The organism is Burkholderia sp. LS-044 (genome assembly GCF_004803625.1).
Taxonomy (GTDB): Bacteria; Pseudomonadota; Gammaproteobacteria; order Burkholderiales; family Burkholderiaceae; genus Burkholderia; species Burkholderia cepacia.
On sequence record NZ_SSWO01000016.1, the window covers coordinates 113,427 to 131,581 of the forward strand.

Sequence of the window (18,155 nt, forward strand, 5' to 3'; positions counted from 1 at the left end):
GCACGAGCGGCCGACGATCAGTCGAATCAGTTCAGGTCAAGCATTGGACCGGTCGCTTGCCAGTGATCTGCACTCGATGCCCTCAAGATGTCGACGCTCCGGGCGCACGAAGCGCAAGTCGCTTGAGAGACGCGACACGCGGTGGCCACGCGAGCTGACAATCGAATCGATCAAGGGACAGGTTCGGGTTATAAGCCGGATCATTCGCGATCAGGTCATGCCAGTGGTCACGCATGTAGTCGATCTCTCGAGTGGCCCGGGCGATCTTCTCCTCGGTATCGTCGCGGCCGCGCGTGGCGGATTCGTGGTGATACAACACGGCGTGTGGCGTCCAGACCACGATATAGCCCGCTTGCCGGACGCGAAGGCAGAAATCAACATCGTTGAATGCGACGGCGAGATCACGTTCATTCAGTCCACCCAGTCGCCGATACAGGGATCGTCTGACGACGAGGCACGCACCGGTTACGGCTGACAAGGACTGCGTTGTTACCGCGCGCGCCAAGTAGCCCGGCTCGTCGCGCCCCAGCCCGCGATGCAAGTGATCTGCACAGCCGCTGAGCCCGACGATGACACCCGCATGCTGAACGGTTCCGTTCGAAAACAGCAATTTGACACCGACGACGCCGACCTCCGGACGCAACGCATGCCCCATCACTTCGTCGAGCCAATCACCGTCGATGATTTCCACGTCGTTGTTGACAAGTGCAACAAACTCGCCCCGCGCCACTTCGACCGCGACGTTGTTGAGCGCGGAGTAATTGAACGGACGATCGTCCCGAAGGATGCATACGCCGTGATCGACCGCAAGCCGCTTCATGTAGTCCAGCGTTTCCGGATCATCGGATCCATTGTCGACAATGATGATTTCGAAGGCGCGATAGCGCGTCTTTTCGATAATCGAATCGACGCAACGACTGAGCAGCGCAAACCCGTTGCGCGTAGGAATGACGAGCGAGACCAGCGGGGCCCGTTCCGGCAACGGATACCGTATGTGACGGCCATGCTCAGTGGTCGAGACCGTCGCTCGAATACCCGCCCGCAACAGGTGACGTACGACCGCCATTCGCTCCGCATCACGCGCATCGGGTTGCTCATCCGGATCTTGAATAGCTTCGGTTTGGGCGCGTACGTGATAGAGCACGCGCGGAATATGCCGGATCCTGTCGCGACTGGTATGCGTGAGACAGCGAAGCGTCATGTCGTAGCGTGACGCAGCCCCATGGCGATGGTCTCGCCCACCGGATAATGCGAAAACTTCCGACCGATAAGCACCGAGACCAGTAAACAGATCCGACGAGAGCATCAGATCCTCGCTCCAATCGCTCTTGAAGCGCGGGCTGTGGCGAACGCCATCGATGTCGATACTGTCTTCATCCGCGTAAATCAGGTCGACATCGGGGTGCCGGGTGATCGCGTCGGCCACGACGTAGAGGCCATGTCGAGGAAGCACATCATGCTGTCCGATGAACATGACCCAGCGACCACTTTCGGCAAGCGCTTGATCAAGCGCTGAATGCGCTTCGGCTGGAGAGCGGTCCAAAATGACGCGGATACGCGTATCGGCGCTCAGGTCCCGGGGAATCAGTGCCGTGCGATCGGAGTCGGAACGCCGATCGGCGATCAGAAGTTGCCAGTGCGGGTAAATCTGCGCGGCGATCGAGCGGATTGCCTTTTCCCAGTAAGGCGACGCTGCACCCGACACTTCCATGCCGATCGCGAACAACGGGCCGCCAGCGAAGTAGCGCAAGTTGTCCAACATCGCGCGGTATGTATCAGGGCTCGGCGTATCGAAGCGACGAACCCAGTCCGGGTATCCGACCAAGGGTTCCGACTCGTCGAACAGACAGCAGTAATCGCGCCATGCTTGCGCCATGTCGATGCGACTGTGGCCGACCTCAGCCACGTCGCAATTGTCGCCGCATGGTTTGTACCTGGGGTGCAGCGCACCGAGCTTGGCCATGATGCGCGAGTGCGCAAATCGCGTCGTAACTCTGACAAGGCGGAATGCTTCGATTCGATCAACCGACTGATCGTCGCAATCAATCTCGATTTCGATCTTGCCGCGCGCCGGGAAATGGATAATCCGTTTGCTCACTTGCCGTGCACTGAGGCCCATTGCGAGTGTTGCATGTGATGCATCGCCTCGCAGCCGCAACCGAGCTCGCATGTGCGCCGCGTGACCGCTCACGCGAAGCTCGATCATGTACCAACCCGGTAGCAACTGGACGTCGACCAAATACACCCGTGATCCCGGTCGATCTGACGACAGGTGCGAGGCATTGGGCAAATTGACCAGGAAGGGCATCCCCCACGTCAGGCGCAGGGCGTTGAAGTCAAACATGGACTTGCGGGAAGCAGCTCAAAAGTACACGGCGTCCTTGAAGGCGGGCGCCGCTCCATCTTTGCCGGACACCAACGCTTCACCAGAAATGGGCCACTCGATTGCGAGCGTCGGATCGTCCCAACGGATCGCTCGTTCAGCGTCCGGATACCAATAATCGGTAGTCTTGTACAAAAACTCCGCCGCGTCGGACATGACAACAAAGCCATGCGCAAAACCTTCCGGAATCCACAGCTGGCGCTTGTTCTCCGCAGACAGCACAACACCGACCCACTGTCCGAACGTCGGCGACGCGCGACGAATGTCGACCGCGACGTCAAACACTTCGCCGGCGACTACGCGAACCAGTTTTCCCTGTGCGTGATCTATTTGGTAGTGCAGGCCACGAACAACATTCTTCGCGGATTTCGAGTGATTGTCCTGCACGAACTCGACAGAATGCCCGACCGCCTCTTCGAACACTCGATAGTTGAAGCTTTCGAAGAAGAACCCACGCGTATCGCCGAATACTTTCGGTTCGAAAATCTTTACGTCGGAAATGGTAGTCTCTATTACGTTCACCGAGCTTTTCCTTCTTTGAGAATGTTCTGCAGGTACCGACCGTAGCCATTTTTGCTGAGCGGTTGCGCGAGACGTTCGAGTTGTTCGTCGTCGATATAACCGAAGCGATATGCAATCTCTTCAACGCAAGCGATCTTCAACCCTTGCCGGTGCTCCATCGTGGCGATGAAGTGCGAGGCCTCGAGCATCGAATCGTGCGTGCCGGTATCCAGCCACGCAAAACCGCGCCCCATAGTCTGCACGTTGAGCAAGCCATCATTTAGATACAACGCGTTGAGATCGGTGATCTCCAACTCTCCGCGCAACGACGGTTTCAGCGATTTCGCAAAATCCACTACCTTCTCATCGTAGAAATAAAGCCCGGTCACTGCGTAATGCGATTTCGGAACCTTGGGCTTCTCTTCAATACTGATCGCCTTACCGGTCGAGTCGAATTCGACAACGCCATATCGCTCCGGATCCTGGACGTGATAAGCGAAAACCTGTGCACCCGACGCACTGTCAGCCGCCCCCTTCAACAGACCGCCAAGATCATGGCCATAGAAGATGTTATCGCCAAGAATGAGTGCTGAAGGGTCGCCATCGATGAACGACTCACCCAGTAGGAACGCCTGTGCAAGCCCGTCCGGGCTGGGCTGCACCTTGTACTGGAGATTGATCCCCCACTGCGACCCGTCGCCCAGCAACTGCTCGAAGCGTGGCGTGTCGTGAGGCGTCGAAATGATCAGAATGTCCTGAATTCCCGCCAGCATCAGCGTACTCAACGGGTAGTAGATCATCGGTTTGTCGTAAATAGGCAGCAGTTGCTTGCTAACTACCCGCGTCGCCGGATAGAGACGGGTACCCGACCCTCCCGCGAGAATAATGCCTTTGCGCTTCATGCTTGTTCTTCTTCCGTATCAGTCATGCAGTTGATCGAAGACGCAATCAACACCGTTTCGCCAATCGGGGAGCGTTATTCCGAACGTCGACATCAATTTCCTGCAATCGAGACGAGAATTCATGGGGCGCTTTGCCGGAAGCGGGTACTCATGCGTCTTGATAGGCACGATATCGGCCGGGCGCAACTTGAGGTCAATGCCTCGCACCTCCGCAAGCGCAACGACGTAACGCGCATACTCGCACCAGTTCGTTTCCCCGGATGCTGCGAGGTGGTATGTGCCGAACGCAAAGTGTTCGCGATCGGCAAAATACCGTGCCACGAGATGTGCTGTTACATCCGCGATCAAAGCGGCCGACGTGGGCGCGCCCGTCTGATCGGCCACGATGCGAAGCTGATCCCGTTCCCGGGCGAGGCGCAGGATCGTCTTGAGAAAATTGCCGCCATGCGCGCCCACAACCCAGCTCGTTCGAAGAATCAGGTGCTTCGCGAAGGCCTGCCGAACCGCCTTTTCGCCATCACACTTGGTCGCCCCGTAAACCGATTGCGGATTAACCGGCGAGTCTTCGTGATACGGCGTCTCACCAGTACCTTCGAATACGTAATCGGTCGAGTAGTGGACGAGCGGCACATTGCATACCGCGCCCCATTTGGCCATCACGCCAGGCGCTGTTGCATTGACAGCCCGGACCAATTCCGGCTCGCTTTCGGCTTTGTCCACTGCTGTGTAAGCAGCAGGATTAACGATCAGGTCCGGTTGATGACGATCCAGTACCGCAATAATGTTCGCAGGATCACCCAAATCCATATCGTGTCTGGTCAACGCGATTACCTCTCCCAGCGGCGCAAGCGCGCGTCGCAACTCGAAGCCAACCTGTCCGTTCGAACCCGTAATCAAGATGCGCGGCATCATCACTCTCCGTAGTGGCGTTCAATCCACGTACGGTACTGGCCGCTCGTGACGTTCTTCACCCAGGCTTGATTCGTCAGATACCACTCGACTGTCTTGCGGATACCGGAATCAAAGGTTTCAGCGGGCTTCCAGCCGAGTTCGCGTTCAAGCTTGCGAGCATCGATCGCGTAACGGCGGTCATGGCCCGGCCGATCCTGAACGAAACTGATCTGCTCCACATACGACATGCCGTCGCCACGTGGCTGCAGTTCATCGAGAATCGCACAAATCGTATGCACTACTTCAATGTTCAGTTTTTCGTTCCAGCCACCAACGTTATAGGTCTCGCCAAGCGCGCCATTTGCCAGGACCGTCCGGATCGCAGAGCAGTGATCCTTGACATAGAGCCAATCACGAATTTGTCGACCGTCGCCATAAATCGGCAATGGTTTGCCTGCCAGAGCGTTCAGGATGATCAGTGGGATCAGTTTCTCGGGAAAATGATACGGACCATAATTATTCGAGCAATTGGTGGTCACCACCGGCAACCCATACGTATGATGCCAGGCACGTACGAGATGATCCGACGCAGCCTTGCTCGCCGAATACGGGCTGTTCGGCTCGTATGCGTTGGTTTCGGCGAACGGTGGATCGTTCACGTCAAGTGAGCCGAACACTTCATCGGTGGAGACATGCAAGAAGCGGAATGAGCACCGCTCTTCTTCCGCGAGATCGGACCAGTAGGCGCGGACCGATTCGAGAAGATTGAACGTACCGACGACGTTCGTCTGAATGAACTCACCAGGACCGTGAATTGATCGGTCGACGTGCGACTCTGCTGCGAAATTGATCACCGCACGCGGCTTGTATTCCGAGAGCAACTTCGAAACAATCTCGCGATCACCGATGTCGCCGCGCACAAAATGGTGTCGCGAATTGCCGTCCAGCGACTTCAGCGTGTCCAAGTTCCCCGCATACGTCAGTTTGTCGAGGTTGACGACAGGTTCATCGGAGCCGGCAAGCCAGTCGAGAACAAAGTTTCCACCGATGAAGCCAGCTCCACCTGTAATAAGCAACATTTGCAACTACCTTTATAAGGTTAAGGCTATCTGCAGCCCGAACTAAGCACGCGCAGGACCTTGCACAAGTAAATCAGGGGAATACATCGCACGAAGCCATCGGCCCACGTCGTTGGCTGCGCGCCCCACCCTCGACAGTACAGGGCATACTGCAGCGCAACCTCCCGGGAAACTGCGCCTTGTGTCAAGGTGATCGTAAATTGCGCGAACGACACGATTCCAAGCACCAGACCGCTTCTTGGCGGACATCTCGACTGGTTCAGTCATCGATCGACGAATCGTTATTCCGGAGCAACACTGCTTGTGGCCCAGACTAAACCGGACGGACCAACCGACACTTCGAACTGACTGTGCCGACGATCGGTCCCGATCGAATATTGAACGCGATTAGATAACAAATCGATGACGAGCATAATCATCCCCATAAAACTCGGAAACGCGATGCTCGTGATCGAGTGCTTGCGGCAACTTGCCATCCCGCCGTAATTCGCGAAAACGCGCTGCCGCCTTTGAAAATACATCATCAGACGAAAGGTGGTCGCACATCTGGAGAATTTCCTCCACTCGTTGCGGACGAGAATATTTGTGCGCCATTAGCAAAGCCGCTTCGATCGAATAATAGCGCTCGGCATTCGACGGATTCCAGGATCCGTCTTTCTTGAGACGCTTGTCGTGGAAAACAACCGCAGCTGGCTGAAAGACTACCTTGCGATCCGCCAGACGAACACGCCACGAAAAATCGACATCGTCGCAATACAGGAAAAACACCTTCGAGTCGAACCCTGAAATCCTGACAAAAAGGTCCACCGGAATCAGCGCACAAGCCGTGGTTGCCCACGACGTGCTCCCTGTCTTCGAGTCGTAGTCCTTCGGATGCTCGATCGGCAACTGGCGAGCTTCGGACATTCCGCAGTCGGGATCGTCGAAAGCCTCGAGCAAATGGATCAGATAGCTAGGCTCGCCGATCACATCGGGGTTCTGGATAAGCAGGTATCCATCCTTGACGCCCGCCGCCAGTCTGTTATGCCCTTCCGCCGACCCGAGATTAGCGTTGAAATACGTGTAGTGAAAGACGCCACACGTAAGCATGGCCCCCATCTGCCGAACATCTTCCGGGGACAGACAAGCCTGCCCCGGAGAACAGTCACCATACGCGACGTCAACTACTACATCACGCTTGCCGCGGAGAATGTGCGCTGCCCTATTGATCGCCTCAAGAGCGCGCTTGATATCCGCAGGTTCGTTATTGAAAAGAATGCTTTGGACTTGAATTTTGATCGGGATCATCGGATTACCTGACGTTTGTGCTGTCAACGATTGATAGCGTTAAGCTTGCGTTCCGTCGAAAAGCCACTCGCCGACACGCGAAGCCCCCTCCTCGAACGAGACCTTCGGCACCACACCAAGATTTGCCTTGAGTGCACTGACGTCGGCAACAGCCCAACGAACATCCCCTTCGCGGAACTGACCCGTGACACGCGGGCTCGGAGCACCGTGAAGCGCCGCAACAACGGCCGCGGCCTGCGCTACGGTCGTTGCCTCGCCACTCCCCACGTCGTAAGTTCCGCAGTCTGCGCTCTGGTCAAGCAGCGCGGCAACGCAAGCATCGACGACATCACTGATCCACACAAAATCGCGGCCAATTTCGCCGTCCTCGTAAACAGGAATAACTTCTTTGCGTCGAGCGATTCGGTGAAAAATATTGATGATGCCCGTATATGGATTTGACGGCGACTGACCGATGCCATAGACATTCTGAAAGCGCAGAATATGATACGGAATCTCATTCGCCGCACACCACGCCTTGAGCAGATGCTCCTGGACCAGCTTCGTCGCACCGTAAATGCTAGTGGGATTAGGCAGCACAGTGGCAGCATTGTGCAGCATCGCAACTGCCGGCTTGCCGTCCGCCCCGCAGAAATCCCAGTTGCCCGACGAAAGCTGGCCACGGCTGCGGATACCCGGATAGAAAAGATTGCCATCTTCCGCCTGCCATGCCCCTTCGCCATAGATGGCTCGGCTAGATGACAGCAAAATGCGCCGCGGGCGGCACTGCACGCGGCGGAGCGAATCCAGCAATTCAGTCGTGCCGACACCGTTGACACTCGCGTGGCGGCTGGAGTGCGTCATCGACTGCGCCGTCCCTGTCTCCGCAGCAAAGTGAACAACATAATCCGGCTGCAAACCATCCAGCACGCAATCAAGAAGTTCCCCGTTGCGCACATCACCGCGCACAAGCTTTGCCGTCGCCGGATAGCGCTTCAGGAGCACGCCGTCTTCGTGTACCTGGGGAAGCAGGTTATCCACTGAGACAACCTGCGCATTGTGTCGCTCCACCAATTCCTGTGCGAGCGCCGCGCCGATAAACCCAGCGCCACCCGTAATCAATACTTTCATGTACTCCTGCTCCTTCAATGACACGCGGGCACGGATGTCGCGCCGCCCATGCATTCAATTGGGCCGATTAGTGTTTTTGCTTGAGTTCTTCTTGCGCAACTCGAGCATAATTGTTCAAAAAGATCCGAGTCAGCTGCGCAAGATCCGGATCCCAAACAGCCCCCTCAGCTTCCGTTACGAGAGGATATCGAGGCGCGCATTTCCGTGCGTCAAAGAAAATTAGATCGCGCTCACGCGTTTCTCGCGTAAAGTCCACCACTTCCCGCGCAGCAGTTGCGATTTCCACACAATGACGATCACAGATAAGAGCCGTAGCAAGCGGATTTTCACACATAAATCCATCGAGCCCCTAGATAACCGGTTGATGGTATATCGCAACAAAAAAACAAGCGCGAACACCCTACTTCAAACGTGCTCCTGATAACGCCGCCCTTCTCGCTTACCGAACAGCAGGAAGTGAAAAACCGGCTCGATCTTCTGATCGCGCACGTCTGCATTTTCTACATAATAACTACGCGCATTGAATCGCGCCGATGGACTACGCAATTCCCTACTACCGAACTGAATAAAATGCACGAGCGGATCCACCTTTTGCTCGGCAACATCAAGATAGGTCGAGAGATACCAGTTTGCGTCGAAAATACCGGATGTCTCGATGATCTTACGACGCTGACTGGCACGCATCTGCGCCATCGCACGGGAGCCCGAGATAATCTTTTTCCAGAACGGCACCCGCGGTGGCGGCAAAAGATCTTGCTGCGGTGGCGAATACAGCACCTCGGGTGAACTATCCCCCGACATGACTACAATCTCATGCTGGACGTCGTCGGAGATGGCCGCGATCTTCTGCTTGATCTCTTCGACATCGTTCGAATTCGTAGCCAACTGAAGATCGATCAAATCGTGATGCATCTTGTTCGCCCAGCGTAGATACTCGTCCATCTTTTCCGAGATCTCGCGGAATTTGCGCATGCTACCGGCTTCCATAAGATTGATCTCAGCGTCAATCTTGTCCTGGATACGGGTATGGTTATCAACCCATTCCGACTTGGAATGCAATGTTCTGGAACTCTCCGCTTCGCTCCACCACCGATATATACAGGTGATCTCCTCGGAACTACCCACGCCGACTCGCGAAGCGCAACGCATGATGAAGTCCCAGTCCTCAGTCGTCGTGAGCGTTTCGTCGAAGCGCAAGCCGTAGTTTGCAAACACGTTGCGCGGGAAGGCAATTGAAACCGGAGGCGTCTGGCTCACCTCCAGATGTTCAAAATAATCAAACTGCGATGCATAATCCCGGTGCATTGCACTGATCGCCCGGGCTGCACGCTTGCCTTCAACATAAGCCCAAGTGAACTCTTGCCGCACGGCAGTCGCCCTCAGCAGCGCACCCGGCATTTCACGCGCGATCGCTCGGAACGTTTCCAACCAGTTCGCGAACACGATGTCATCGTCGTCCAAAATGATGACATATTTGCCTCGCGCCATCCCGAACCCTGCATTAAGCGGCGTAGTCCGGGTACCGCCGATCACTTCTTCGAATCGGATACGTTCGCGCATCGATGCTGACTGGCTATCAATCAATTCACGAATCTCGCTGACTGCCTCAGGTGTCGCGTTGTGCGCGACGACGAGATGCTCGAAATCGTCGACAGTCTGTGCGGAAAGACACAGGAACACTTCGCCCAAGGTCTCCATGCGCGAACCTTGGGTGCGCGTTAGGACTGTGAACAATGGTTCGCGCGGCGTGCTGCGGCCGATACCCGACGCGCAAGCGCCCAACGTCAGAACAGCAACCCGTCCCTCGTCGCCAGGCGAGAGACTTTCAAGAACCTTACCGAGCGATGTTGCAGGACGCAACCTCTTCAGCACGACCGCGCCGAGTTCTGCTCCGTCACACTGCGAGGCGATACGGACTTCACCGGAGAAGCCAAACGCCTGCGTTCGGATGGCGCATTCGGCGACAAACTGCGAAAGGCTAGCCTGTGACATCGCATCCTGTCCTGCCGGCACCAGAACAACGACGCTACCGCTTTCGCCGGCGCCGATCCGCTGCATCAAGGCCCGCAGTTCCCCCCAAGCCTCAAAATCGGCACCGACAACCGCCACCAGATTAGACGAAATGCGCCGATCAGGTTCGGAACTCCCGTCGAGCGCCAGATCCTGTATTTTCTGAAACGAGCGCCCTTGTCCATTTCGCAAAAATGCCGTGAAACCATGCGCCTGTTGCTGCGCTTCCCCCATCAAAGCGTGCGAAACCAGAATCGTACCGACTTCTTGGCGAAGCACGTCAGCTTTCTCTATGATGAAATCACAAAGCGTGTTCATTATTTTTCACAGTAGTTAAGTTTACTAAACGCCCATCCACCGTCTTATTTATAATATTTATTGGGCCTCGGAAATTAAAGGCAGGCATTTCATTTACAGATCAAAGGGATTCGTAAATTCGAATCGCATCTTCAACCGTATCGCAAACAGTGAGCACGCCCCCCTCCAGGACTGCGGCATGGCTGCAGTGATTACGAATCAGTTCCGTTTGATGCGCAACAATGATCATGGCGCGGTCCCCCCTCTTCTCGAACAACTCGACATTGCATTTCTGATAAAAACGATGATCACCAACAGCCATCCCTTCGTCGATCAAAAAGCAATCAAATTCGATCGACATAGAGATGGCGAATGCCAGGCGCGATGTCATACCAGACGAATATGATTTGACTGGTTCATTGAGATAGGGCCCAAGTTCCGCAAAATCTTCGACGAGCCTGAGAGCCTTGCGATAGTCGATGTTGTATACGCGAGAAACGAGACGCACGTTGTCTTTGCCGGTCAGACTGCCCTGAAAGGTACCGCCAAATGCCAACGGCCACGACACCGACATGGTCTTGATGACCTCGCCGGAATGTGGACGGTCCGCGCCACTGATAATGCGAATCAGTGTCGATTTCCCCGCACCATTGCGTCCGAGGATACCCCATCGCTCCCCCGACCGAACGCGCAGGTTGATACCCTTGAGTATCTCCCGGTGCGATCGACCGTGATGAATCGGATAGCGTTTGCATACATTCCGCAGCTCAATCACGTTCGACCTCAGTTGAGTTGCACTCGCCGAATGGCGTAATGTACAAGTGAAAGTGCAAACAAAGTGAAAAATGACAACGCAAATATCGTGTAATCAATGTAGTAGAGCGTGGGCATACGGTCTCCGTAATATCCATGATGGAAATACTCGACCGCATCGATCAGCGGGAAATACGTCATCATCTCAGCCAATCGCGGAGGCAAAACGTACGTAGGTATAAAAACCCCCGACACAGGCATCATCAGATAGAGAATCACGTGCGAAACCCGCTCAATCGATTCACTCAACTCAGACAACGCAGCCATAATCAAAACGAAATCAAACGAAAACCACAATACCAGGAAGTATCCCAATATCATCGTAAGCGGATCAGCTGGAATCTGGCAGATACCAATTACGATCAATACGACAAATAAAACAAGAAACGAAGCCGTAGCACCAGCGAACTCAAGAATGATTCGCGAGTACAGTATATCCATTGGAAGGATCGGCTTATAGTGCAACAAAGCACGATTGAAGTCGATCGCCTTAATCACACGATTCGTCGCATTGCGCCAAAACAATAGAGTCGGATAACTGACCGCTAGGTATTCCGCAACCGGATACCTGGCCGTCGTTTCCGTATTACTGAAGATGACTATCACTCCGACCACAAACATCGCCGGCTCAGCCATTATCCACAGTACACCAAGCCCCTCTCGACCAAAACGGGTGATCATCTCGCGCATGATGAGCGCCCAGACGACTCTGACCTGGATGCCCAGTTGCTCCCGGAACGTCGGAGGACGGTAATCAGCGGTCATAGTGCTCTTTCACCCCACCGATAACGATGGTCAATACGCCCCACAAAATCAAACCAAGCAGGAACGTTGCGAGGATGGCTCGCCCACGGCGAGGGCTCATCGCATAGTCAGGCAGACTCGGTTCGGAAATGCGCTCAAGATAGAGTTGCTTACGCTCAGCCTCGACGCGTGCCTGATCCAACAACGTTATGGCGCCCGCAAGAATCTTGTCAGCAACGTCCTTCTCCAACGTCAGGCGCTGAAACTCTGCGGCCTTGCTGGCCAACGAACCGCCCGGAGAACCGGCAACGTGCTGACTCAATTGATCGATCGCTTGTTGGAGCAACTTAGCGCGATCGCGCAGAGTCGGCAGCCCCGGGTTGGCCGGCGACAACCTTTCCATTTGGGCAATCTGCACACGGGTGGCAATTAGATCGTCCTGAAGCTTTCCAACCTGCTGCAATGGAATGTTGGACTGGCGTTCAGGGTCGATAACACCCGCGTTATTCCGATAGCGCGCCAATGCCAATGTAGCGATGCGATCGTTTTCTTTTGCAACATCAACATCATGCTGAGCAGTATTAATCAGATCCGCTCTGGCCCGTTCGTTCATTTGATTGACGATACGCTCACCCAACTCCAGCAGACGTTTATTCATACTCCAGGCAAGATGCGCATCATACGCATTGGTATTCAGCGTCACAATCGGGGAATCGGTATCGACTTTTGCCTCAACTATTTTTTTACCATAGTAAAGGTAGAACTCTTCAAGACTATCATTCAAACCAAACACAGAAAATCTATTAATCAAATCGATCGAGCTACTCTGAAATTTTGATTTGATTTTCTGCTCCCGATCCAGCACCATCATTGCATCACGCGAGAGAATGTACTTCTGAACCGTATACGCACTCCCTTCCGGCTGCGAAAACCCACCGACGCCCTTCAACAAACCACCTAATCCGGAAGTATTAGTCTGCTGCGGACTGCGAATCAAGAAGCTACTGACAGAGGTATACTCGTCGCTAGCAACAATTCCGAAATAGATAATCGCAATGCTGGTAGGTATAACAACCGTTATCAAAAACAACCGGTTAATGCGCTTCAGGAATTTCATAATTATTTGAACGTCTGTACACCAGACACAATCGGGTAGGCTACGGAGAACACCAGGTTCAGCACTTTTTGCAGTTCTGCCACCGGCGCATTAGAGACGTAGAGGACGTCCTTGTTGTCCATCATGAAACTCTGCGCCACGAAGAACGAGTCCGGGTCTTTCAAATTGATGTGATAGATAACCGGGACTTTACCGTTTGCCGTCGTTCGCACCGGTTGGTTGGGCCACTTGAGCGCCTGCTGATCTTCCAGCCGGAAAATAAATACGCCCTGTGCGTCTGAGCGCGAGTCTTGCAGACCACCCGCCCGCGCCAACGCCTGCGCCAGCGTAATGCCCTGCGCCTCGAAATTGATTTCCTCGTTCTTGCCCGTCGCACCAAACGCGGTAAAGCTGTAGGGCTGGAACAATGCGGTGACAACGTCACCTGCCTTCAACGGTACATTCTGGCGCGGGTCGCGGATCACCGTTTCGAGCGGCTCCAACGCGACGGTTTCGCCACGCGTCACCTGAATCATTGTCTTGTTGATCGGCTGCTTCGTGCCGCCGGCCGCAGCGAGCGCGTCGAGCACACGTTCGCCACGCGCACTCAGTTGCATGCGCGTGCTGCTCGATACGTCTCCCACCACGGTGACGTATGAGGTTTCGTTCCGCGCTAGTTGCACCAGAACCTGCGGGTCATGCGCAATATTCTTGAGACGCGCTGCGATATAGGCTTGCAACTGGCTTGGCGAACGGCCCGTTGCCTTGATGGCGCCAACGAACGGCACATGAATGTTGCCGTTGCCGTCGATCACTTGCGTCGGCAACTTGGTCAGCCTCGCGCCAGTCGGTACACCACTGGGCGTCGGTGAGTCACTCGTGCCACCGCCAAACAGAGTGGCAGGCGGCGCTTCCCAGATCGACACCTCGACCACGTCACCTACACCTAACTGTTGCTGAAACGCCGAATTGTCGCCTAGTGCTGCAGCAAAATCCGTACTTTTGCGGCCGGCATAGAGTTGCCGCGCCACCTGATCAGTCACATCGACGACCTGGATTCCTTGCGAACTGACTTGATTTGTGCCGGCACCACTGGCATTAATCTCAGAGCGACTCGGCCCGGACGTGGGAATGGCTCCACACGCAGCCAACCCAATGGTGCCACCGATGGCAGCAGCCACCCAAACACTGCGATTTAAATTCTGCATTTAACAATCCAGTCATTCAAAGGCCGCCGGATTTTACCGCACAATGTAAGATGTACCGGAGAATTCACCGGCATGGCGCATCCGAATGCCGATAGACGCCCTTGGAGCTCCCTCGGTTTTTCGCCGTCCATCTGCCCTGGCTTATGCTCAGCCGAATCCTTAGCCCGCTAAGGAGCGAGCCGGTCTGGCACAAACAGGGGCGGTCTCAAAAGTCCATTGCTGCCGCGCGCGGGGGCGCGAACGAATCGGTAAATCTGACTTCAAGCTTCAATTGTTTGGCATGCCCCGCATTCGTGCAGACGACAGACGCGCACGCGCGAATTGTCCCGCCATGCGAGATGCCATAGAATTACCCGGCGGAATTGTTGCATGAGCCATCACGCTTCGGCAAACAGAAACATCTTTCATTTCCGTGCGCACAACCACATTGCACCTGCGTGACAAAAATACTTCTGGACGTCACTCGTCTTGCCACCCGCTTTTATGATGGCCTGATCCCCACCGGGGTAGACAGAGTTGGACTGGCTTACATCCGCCGATACGGCGACCGTGCGCGCGCAGTCCTGAGTGAACGCGGTTTTTCCATCGTTTTAACGGAAAAAGACTCGCAAAAAATATTTGCGTTGCTGCTGTCGTCCAGTCGCGATCGATGGGCGCTGCGCAAGATTATCGCTTCTGCGTTGCTGAACCAGCTTTATCCACCGCGATTCGATCGTGCAATTTTGTTGCATACCAGTCACAACGGGATGGAGTTCCCCCGGTACTATCGGGCGATGGCGCAACGTAACGCGCGCTCGGTCTTCATGGTCCATGACCTCATTCCGTTGACGCACCCGGAGTACTGCCGCCCGGGCGTGGACGCATCGCATCGCGCCCGCATCCATACCGCGCTACGGCACGCGAGCGGCTTGATCAGCAACTCGCAGGCGACCTACGACGAGCTGGCGAACGAGGCGCGCCAAGCGTCGCTGCCGCTGCCGCCGGTCGTCGTCGCGCCCCTCGCACCCGCGGTGGAGCCTCATCCGCCGAGCCCGCCACCGATCGCAGCACCCTATTTCGTGATGCTCAGCACGATCGAGCCGCGCAAGAACCACTGGTTCATCCTGCACGTATGGCGGCATCTGGTCGAACAGATGGGCGACGCCGCTCCCAAGCTCGTCGTCATCGGCCGGCGCGGCTGGGAATGCGAGAACGTCATCGACATGCTGGAGCGGTGCGCGACGATTCGCAGTGCGGTCATCGAGGAATCGGATTGCAGCGACGATCGGCTGCACGCCTGGCTGCAGCATGCGCGTGCGCTCGTGTTCCCGTCGTTCGCCGAAGGCTACGGCATGCCGCTCGTCGAAGCGTTGATGCTGGGCGTGCCGGTACTCGCCAGCGACCTGCCGGTCTTTCACGAGATCGCGTCGGACATTCCCGACTATCTCGACCCGCTCGACGGGCCAGGATGGCTCGCTCGGATTCGCGCGTATGCGCTGCCGGACAGCACCGAACGAGCGAACCAGATCGCGCGGATCGAACGCTTTCGAGCGCCGACGTGGGCCGAGCACTTTGAACGAATCGACGGCTTTCTCGAATCGCTCCGGTAAATGAATCCGGTACCGACCGAATCTTCGATGACGCCCGACATCCAGCCATTCGACGCAACCACCATTGTGCCCGGCAAGCGCAGGGGCAACTGGCCGCCCGGAAAATCGCCGTTCGTGTGGGTCGATTCGTGGCTCGGCGTCGCACTTGCTCGAACGTCCGCATCGCTCGGACGCACCGTCTACCCGGTCTGCCCCGGCCCCGTCTTCGTGCGGCACGCGCCGCCGCTTTCGTGGTTCCGCATTCCACCGGATCTGATTGCGCGCGGCGGGCTTGTCGCCGCACTCGACCGCATGCTCCAGGCTTCGCCCGTCACCGACGCGGACGCGCGATGTCGCGCTCTGATTCACCGCGTCCTCGACAGCGATGCGTTGCACGTTCGGCACCGGGTGGCCGAATTGCCGGATGCATGGCACGCATCCGGCCGCGAAAAACGCATCGTGCTGATCGACGAAAGAGAGGCGTCGCATACCGACGTCTGTACGCCGGCCGGGCACCGCCGCGGGAACTTTGCTGCGATGGCAGATGCAGCGCGTATCGCGCACCCCGGTGCCGACGTGTGGATCCTGCGCTCCGCCGATGCAGGCGCCGGAGATTGGTTGTCGAACAAGGCACGACTGCCCGGGAATGCCCGAGTCCTCGACGTCGCACACTCCTTCAGGGACATCCTTCGACATGCCGGCGCCGTCTATGTCGTCGGCGCGTCCGAAGGGATGGCGGCACTGCTGGCCGGCGTCCCGGTTCATGTGTTCGGTACGCCCTATTACGCCGGCTGGGGACTGACTCGGGATCGCGCCGCGATGGCGGAGCGGCGTGCGCGCCCGTCCGTGTTCGCGTTGTTCGATGCCGCGTTCCTGCAACTCGCGCAGTACCTCGACCCGGCACGCGGCACCCAGGGCACGCTCGAAAACGCACTCGACTGCATCGAGCTGCAGCATGCCGTCGCCACCCGCTACAGCGACCTCGACAGAGTCGCCGGCATACGCTTCCAGTGGTGGAAACGTCCGTATGCAACACCGTACCTGTCGGCGGGAGGCGGGACGTTACGCTGGATAGCGGATCCGCGCGACACGCGCACCGGCGAACACGCTGCAATATGGGGTGGACGTTCGGCAGAAGGCCTGCCGGACGCGACGGTACGCGTGCGGATCGAAGACGGCTTCATCCATTCGACGGGGCTCGGTTCCGACATGTCGCCGCCGTGCAGCCAGGTAATCGACCGCCGTGGCCTGTATTTCGACGCGAGTCGCCCCAGCGACCTGACTGTCATTCTCAATCAGGCCGCCTTCGACGAACCGGAATTGCAGCGCGCGGCAGCGCTGAGGCACGAGATCGTGCGACTCGGTCTCACGAAATACAATCTCGGCCGTCAGGCGCCGGCATGGCGTATCCCGCACGACAAGCGCATCGTGCTCGTCGCAGGCCAGGTTGCGGACGATGCGTCGATCCGGCTGGGAACGGGCACGATAGCCACGTCGGAAGCCTTGTTGCAGGAAGTGCGTGCTCGCCGACCTGACGCATTCATCATTTACAAGCCACATCCGGACGTGCTGTCCGGCAATCGTGCCGGGCTGGTCGACGCAGCACACCTCGCAGACATCGTCGATGCGCACGCAGATCTCATTTCGCTGATCGACGTGACGGACGAGTTGCATACGCTGTCGTCGCTCGCCGGCTTCGACGCGTTGATGCGCGGGAAGGAAGTCCATACCTACGGCCTGCCGTTTTATGCCGGCTGGGGACTGACGCACGATGCGCTGGAACAGCCGTGGCGCGAACGCCGGCTGTCGCTCGACATGCTGACGGCAGGCGTGTTGCTGCGTTATGCAGTCTATTGGGATTGGCAGCTCTCGCTGTTCACGACGCCCGAGGCAATCGCCCGGCAACTCGCGCCGAACGCGGCTCGACCGCTCGAAAAAATACGCGGCAATCGCGCCCGCCCGCTTGTCAAGGCAGTACGCTGGACCCGCAACGCGATACGTTACGCCAGTTGGCAGGGACGGCAATATTTTCGCGGTCGCACAATGCGCTGACGAAGATCGGGGCATTTGCGGCCCGATGATCCATAGGCGCTCGCTTGATCGACAAAAACATGTCGCCTAAGGTAGTTTGAATACCATTTAAATAAAACCAAATACATCCCCAACGGGCAGCACGCACCCGCGTCCTGCCCGTTTTCCATTACGTCAAGCAGTGTCAGACAGGTTGCCGCCCCTCCCGGCTCGGGTTATAAAAGCGCCACCCACC

At 56.6% G+C, this 18,155-nt stretch carries 14 protein-coding genes; 2 read left to right on the forward strand and 12 right to left on the reverse strand.

Going from position 1 to position 18,155, the window contains the following annotated elements:
- Positions 1–82: 82 nt before the first annotated feature.
- The 12 genes from E9536_RS31965 to E9536_RS32020 all read right to left on the reverse strand — a co-directional run bounded on the left by E9536_RS31965 (position 83) and on the right by E9536_RS32020 (position 14,321).
- The gene (locus tag E9536_RS31965) at positions 83–2,344 is read right to left on the reverse strand and encodes a glycosyltransferase family 2 protein (protein ID WP_134255608.1); all 2,262 of its coding nucleotides are present in this window, start codon (positions 2,342–2,344) and stop codon (positions 83–85) included.
- 18 nt (positions 2,345–2,362) lie between these two features.
- Positions 2,363–2,905, reverse strand: coding sequence for a dTDP-4-dehydrorhamnose 3,5-epimerase (rfbC, locus tag E9536_RS31970; protein WP_134255609.1), 543 nt, complete (start codon positions 2,903–2,905; stop codon positions 2,363–2,365).
- A complete protein-coding gene (rfbA, locus tag E9536_RS31975; protein ID WP_134255610.1) occupies positions 2,902–3,786 on the reverse strand; it encodes a glucose-1-phosphate thymidylyltransferase RfbA in 885 nt (294 codons plus the stop codon). The genes rfbC and rfbA overlap by 4 nt, the downstream gene beginning before the upstream one ends.
- An 18-nt stretch (positions 3,787–3,804) precedes the next feature.
- The gene (gene rfbD / locus E9536_RS31980; RefSeq protein WP_136472131.1) at positions 3,805–4,695 is read right to left on the reverse strand and encodes a dTDP-4-dehydrorhamnose reductase; all 891 of its coding nucleotides are present in this window, start codon (positions 4,693–4,695) and stop codon (positions 3,805–3,807) included.
- Between the two features lie 2 nt (positions 4,696–4,697).
- Entirely contained in the window at positions 4,698–5,756 is a 1,059-nt protein-coding gene (gene rfbB / locus E9536_RS31985) for a dTDP-glucose 4,6-dehydratase (protein WP_134255612.1), read from the reverse strand.
- Positions 5,757–6,143: 387 nt separating this feature from the next.
- Positions 6,144–7,043, reverse strand: coding sequence for a glycosyltransferase family 2 protein (locus tag E9536_RS31990; protein WP_226160942.1), 900 nt, complete (start codon positions 7,041–7,043; stop codon positions 6,144–6,146).
- Between the two features lie 39 nt (positions 7,044–7,082).
- Positions 7,083–8,153, reverse strand: coding sequence for an NAD-dependent epimerase/dehydratase family protein (locus tag E9536_RS31995; RefSeq protein WP_136472086.1), 1,071 nt, complete (start codon positions 8,151–8,153; stop codon positions 7,083–7,085).
- 405 nt (positions 8,154–8,558) lie between these two features.
- The gene (locus tag E9536_RS32000; protein ID WP_134255614.1) at positions 8,559–10,481 is read right to left on the reverse strand and encodes a glycosyltransferase family 2 protein; all 1,923 of its coding nucleotides are present in this window, start codon (positions 10,479–10,481) and stop codon (positions 8,559–8,561) included.
- A gap of 100 nt (positions 10,482–10,581) precedes the next feature.
- Positions 10,582–11,235, reverse strand: coding sequence for an ABC transporter ATP-binding protein (locus tag E9536_RS32005; protein WP_134255615.1), 654 nt, complete (start codon positions 11,233–11,235; stop codon positions 10,582–10,584).
- 8 nt (positions 11,236–11,243) lie between these two features.
- Positions 11,244–12,038 carry an ABC transporter permease gene (locus E9536_RS32010; protein ID WP_134255616.1) on the reverse strand — a complete coding sequence of 265 codons (795 nt, stop codon included), beginning with the start codon at positions 12,036–12,038 and terminating at the stop codon, positions 11,244–11,246.
- Positions 12,028–13,134 carry a hypothetical protein gene (locus E9536_RS32015; RefSeq protein ID WP_136472088.1) on the reverse strand — a complete coding sequence of 369 codons (1,107 nt, stop codon included), beginning with the start codon at positions 13,132–13,134 and terminating at the stop codon, positions 12,028–12,030. Before E9536_RS32015 ends, E9536_RS32010 begins: the two co-directional genes overlap by 11 nt.
- A 2-nt stretch (positions 13,135–13,136) precedes the next feature.
- Positions 13,137–14,321 (reverse strand): polysaccharide biosynthesis/export family protein, encoded by a 1,185-nt coding sequence (locus E9536_RS32020; RefSeq protein WP_134255618.1) that lies wholly within the window; start codon positions 14,319–14,321, stop codon positions 13,137–13,139.
- 437 nt (positions 14,322–14,758) lie between these two features.
- On the opposite strand from E9536_RS32020, the gene E9536_RS32025 reads away from it, so the two are divergent.
- Positions 14,759–15,910, forward strand: coding sequence for a glycosyltransferase family 1 protein (locus tag E9536_RS32025; RefSeq protein ID WP_136472090.1), 1,152 nt, complete (start codon positions 14,759–14,761; stop codon positions 15,908–15,910).
- Positions 15,911–15,937: 27 nt separating this feature from the next.
- Positions 15,938–17,941 (forward strand): capsular biosynthesis protein, encoded by a 2,004-nt coding sequence (locus E9536_RS32030; RefSeq protein ID WP_136472092.1) that lies wholly within the window; start codon positions 15,938–15,940, stop codon positions 17,939–17,941.
- Positions 17,942–18,155: the final 214 nt, after the last annotated feature.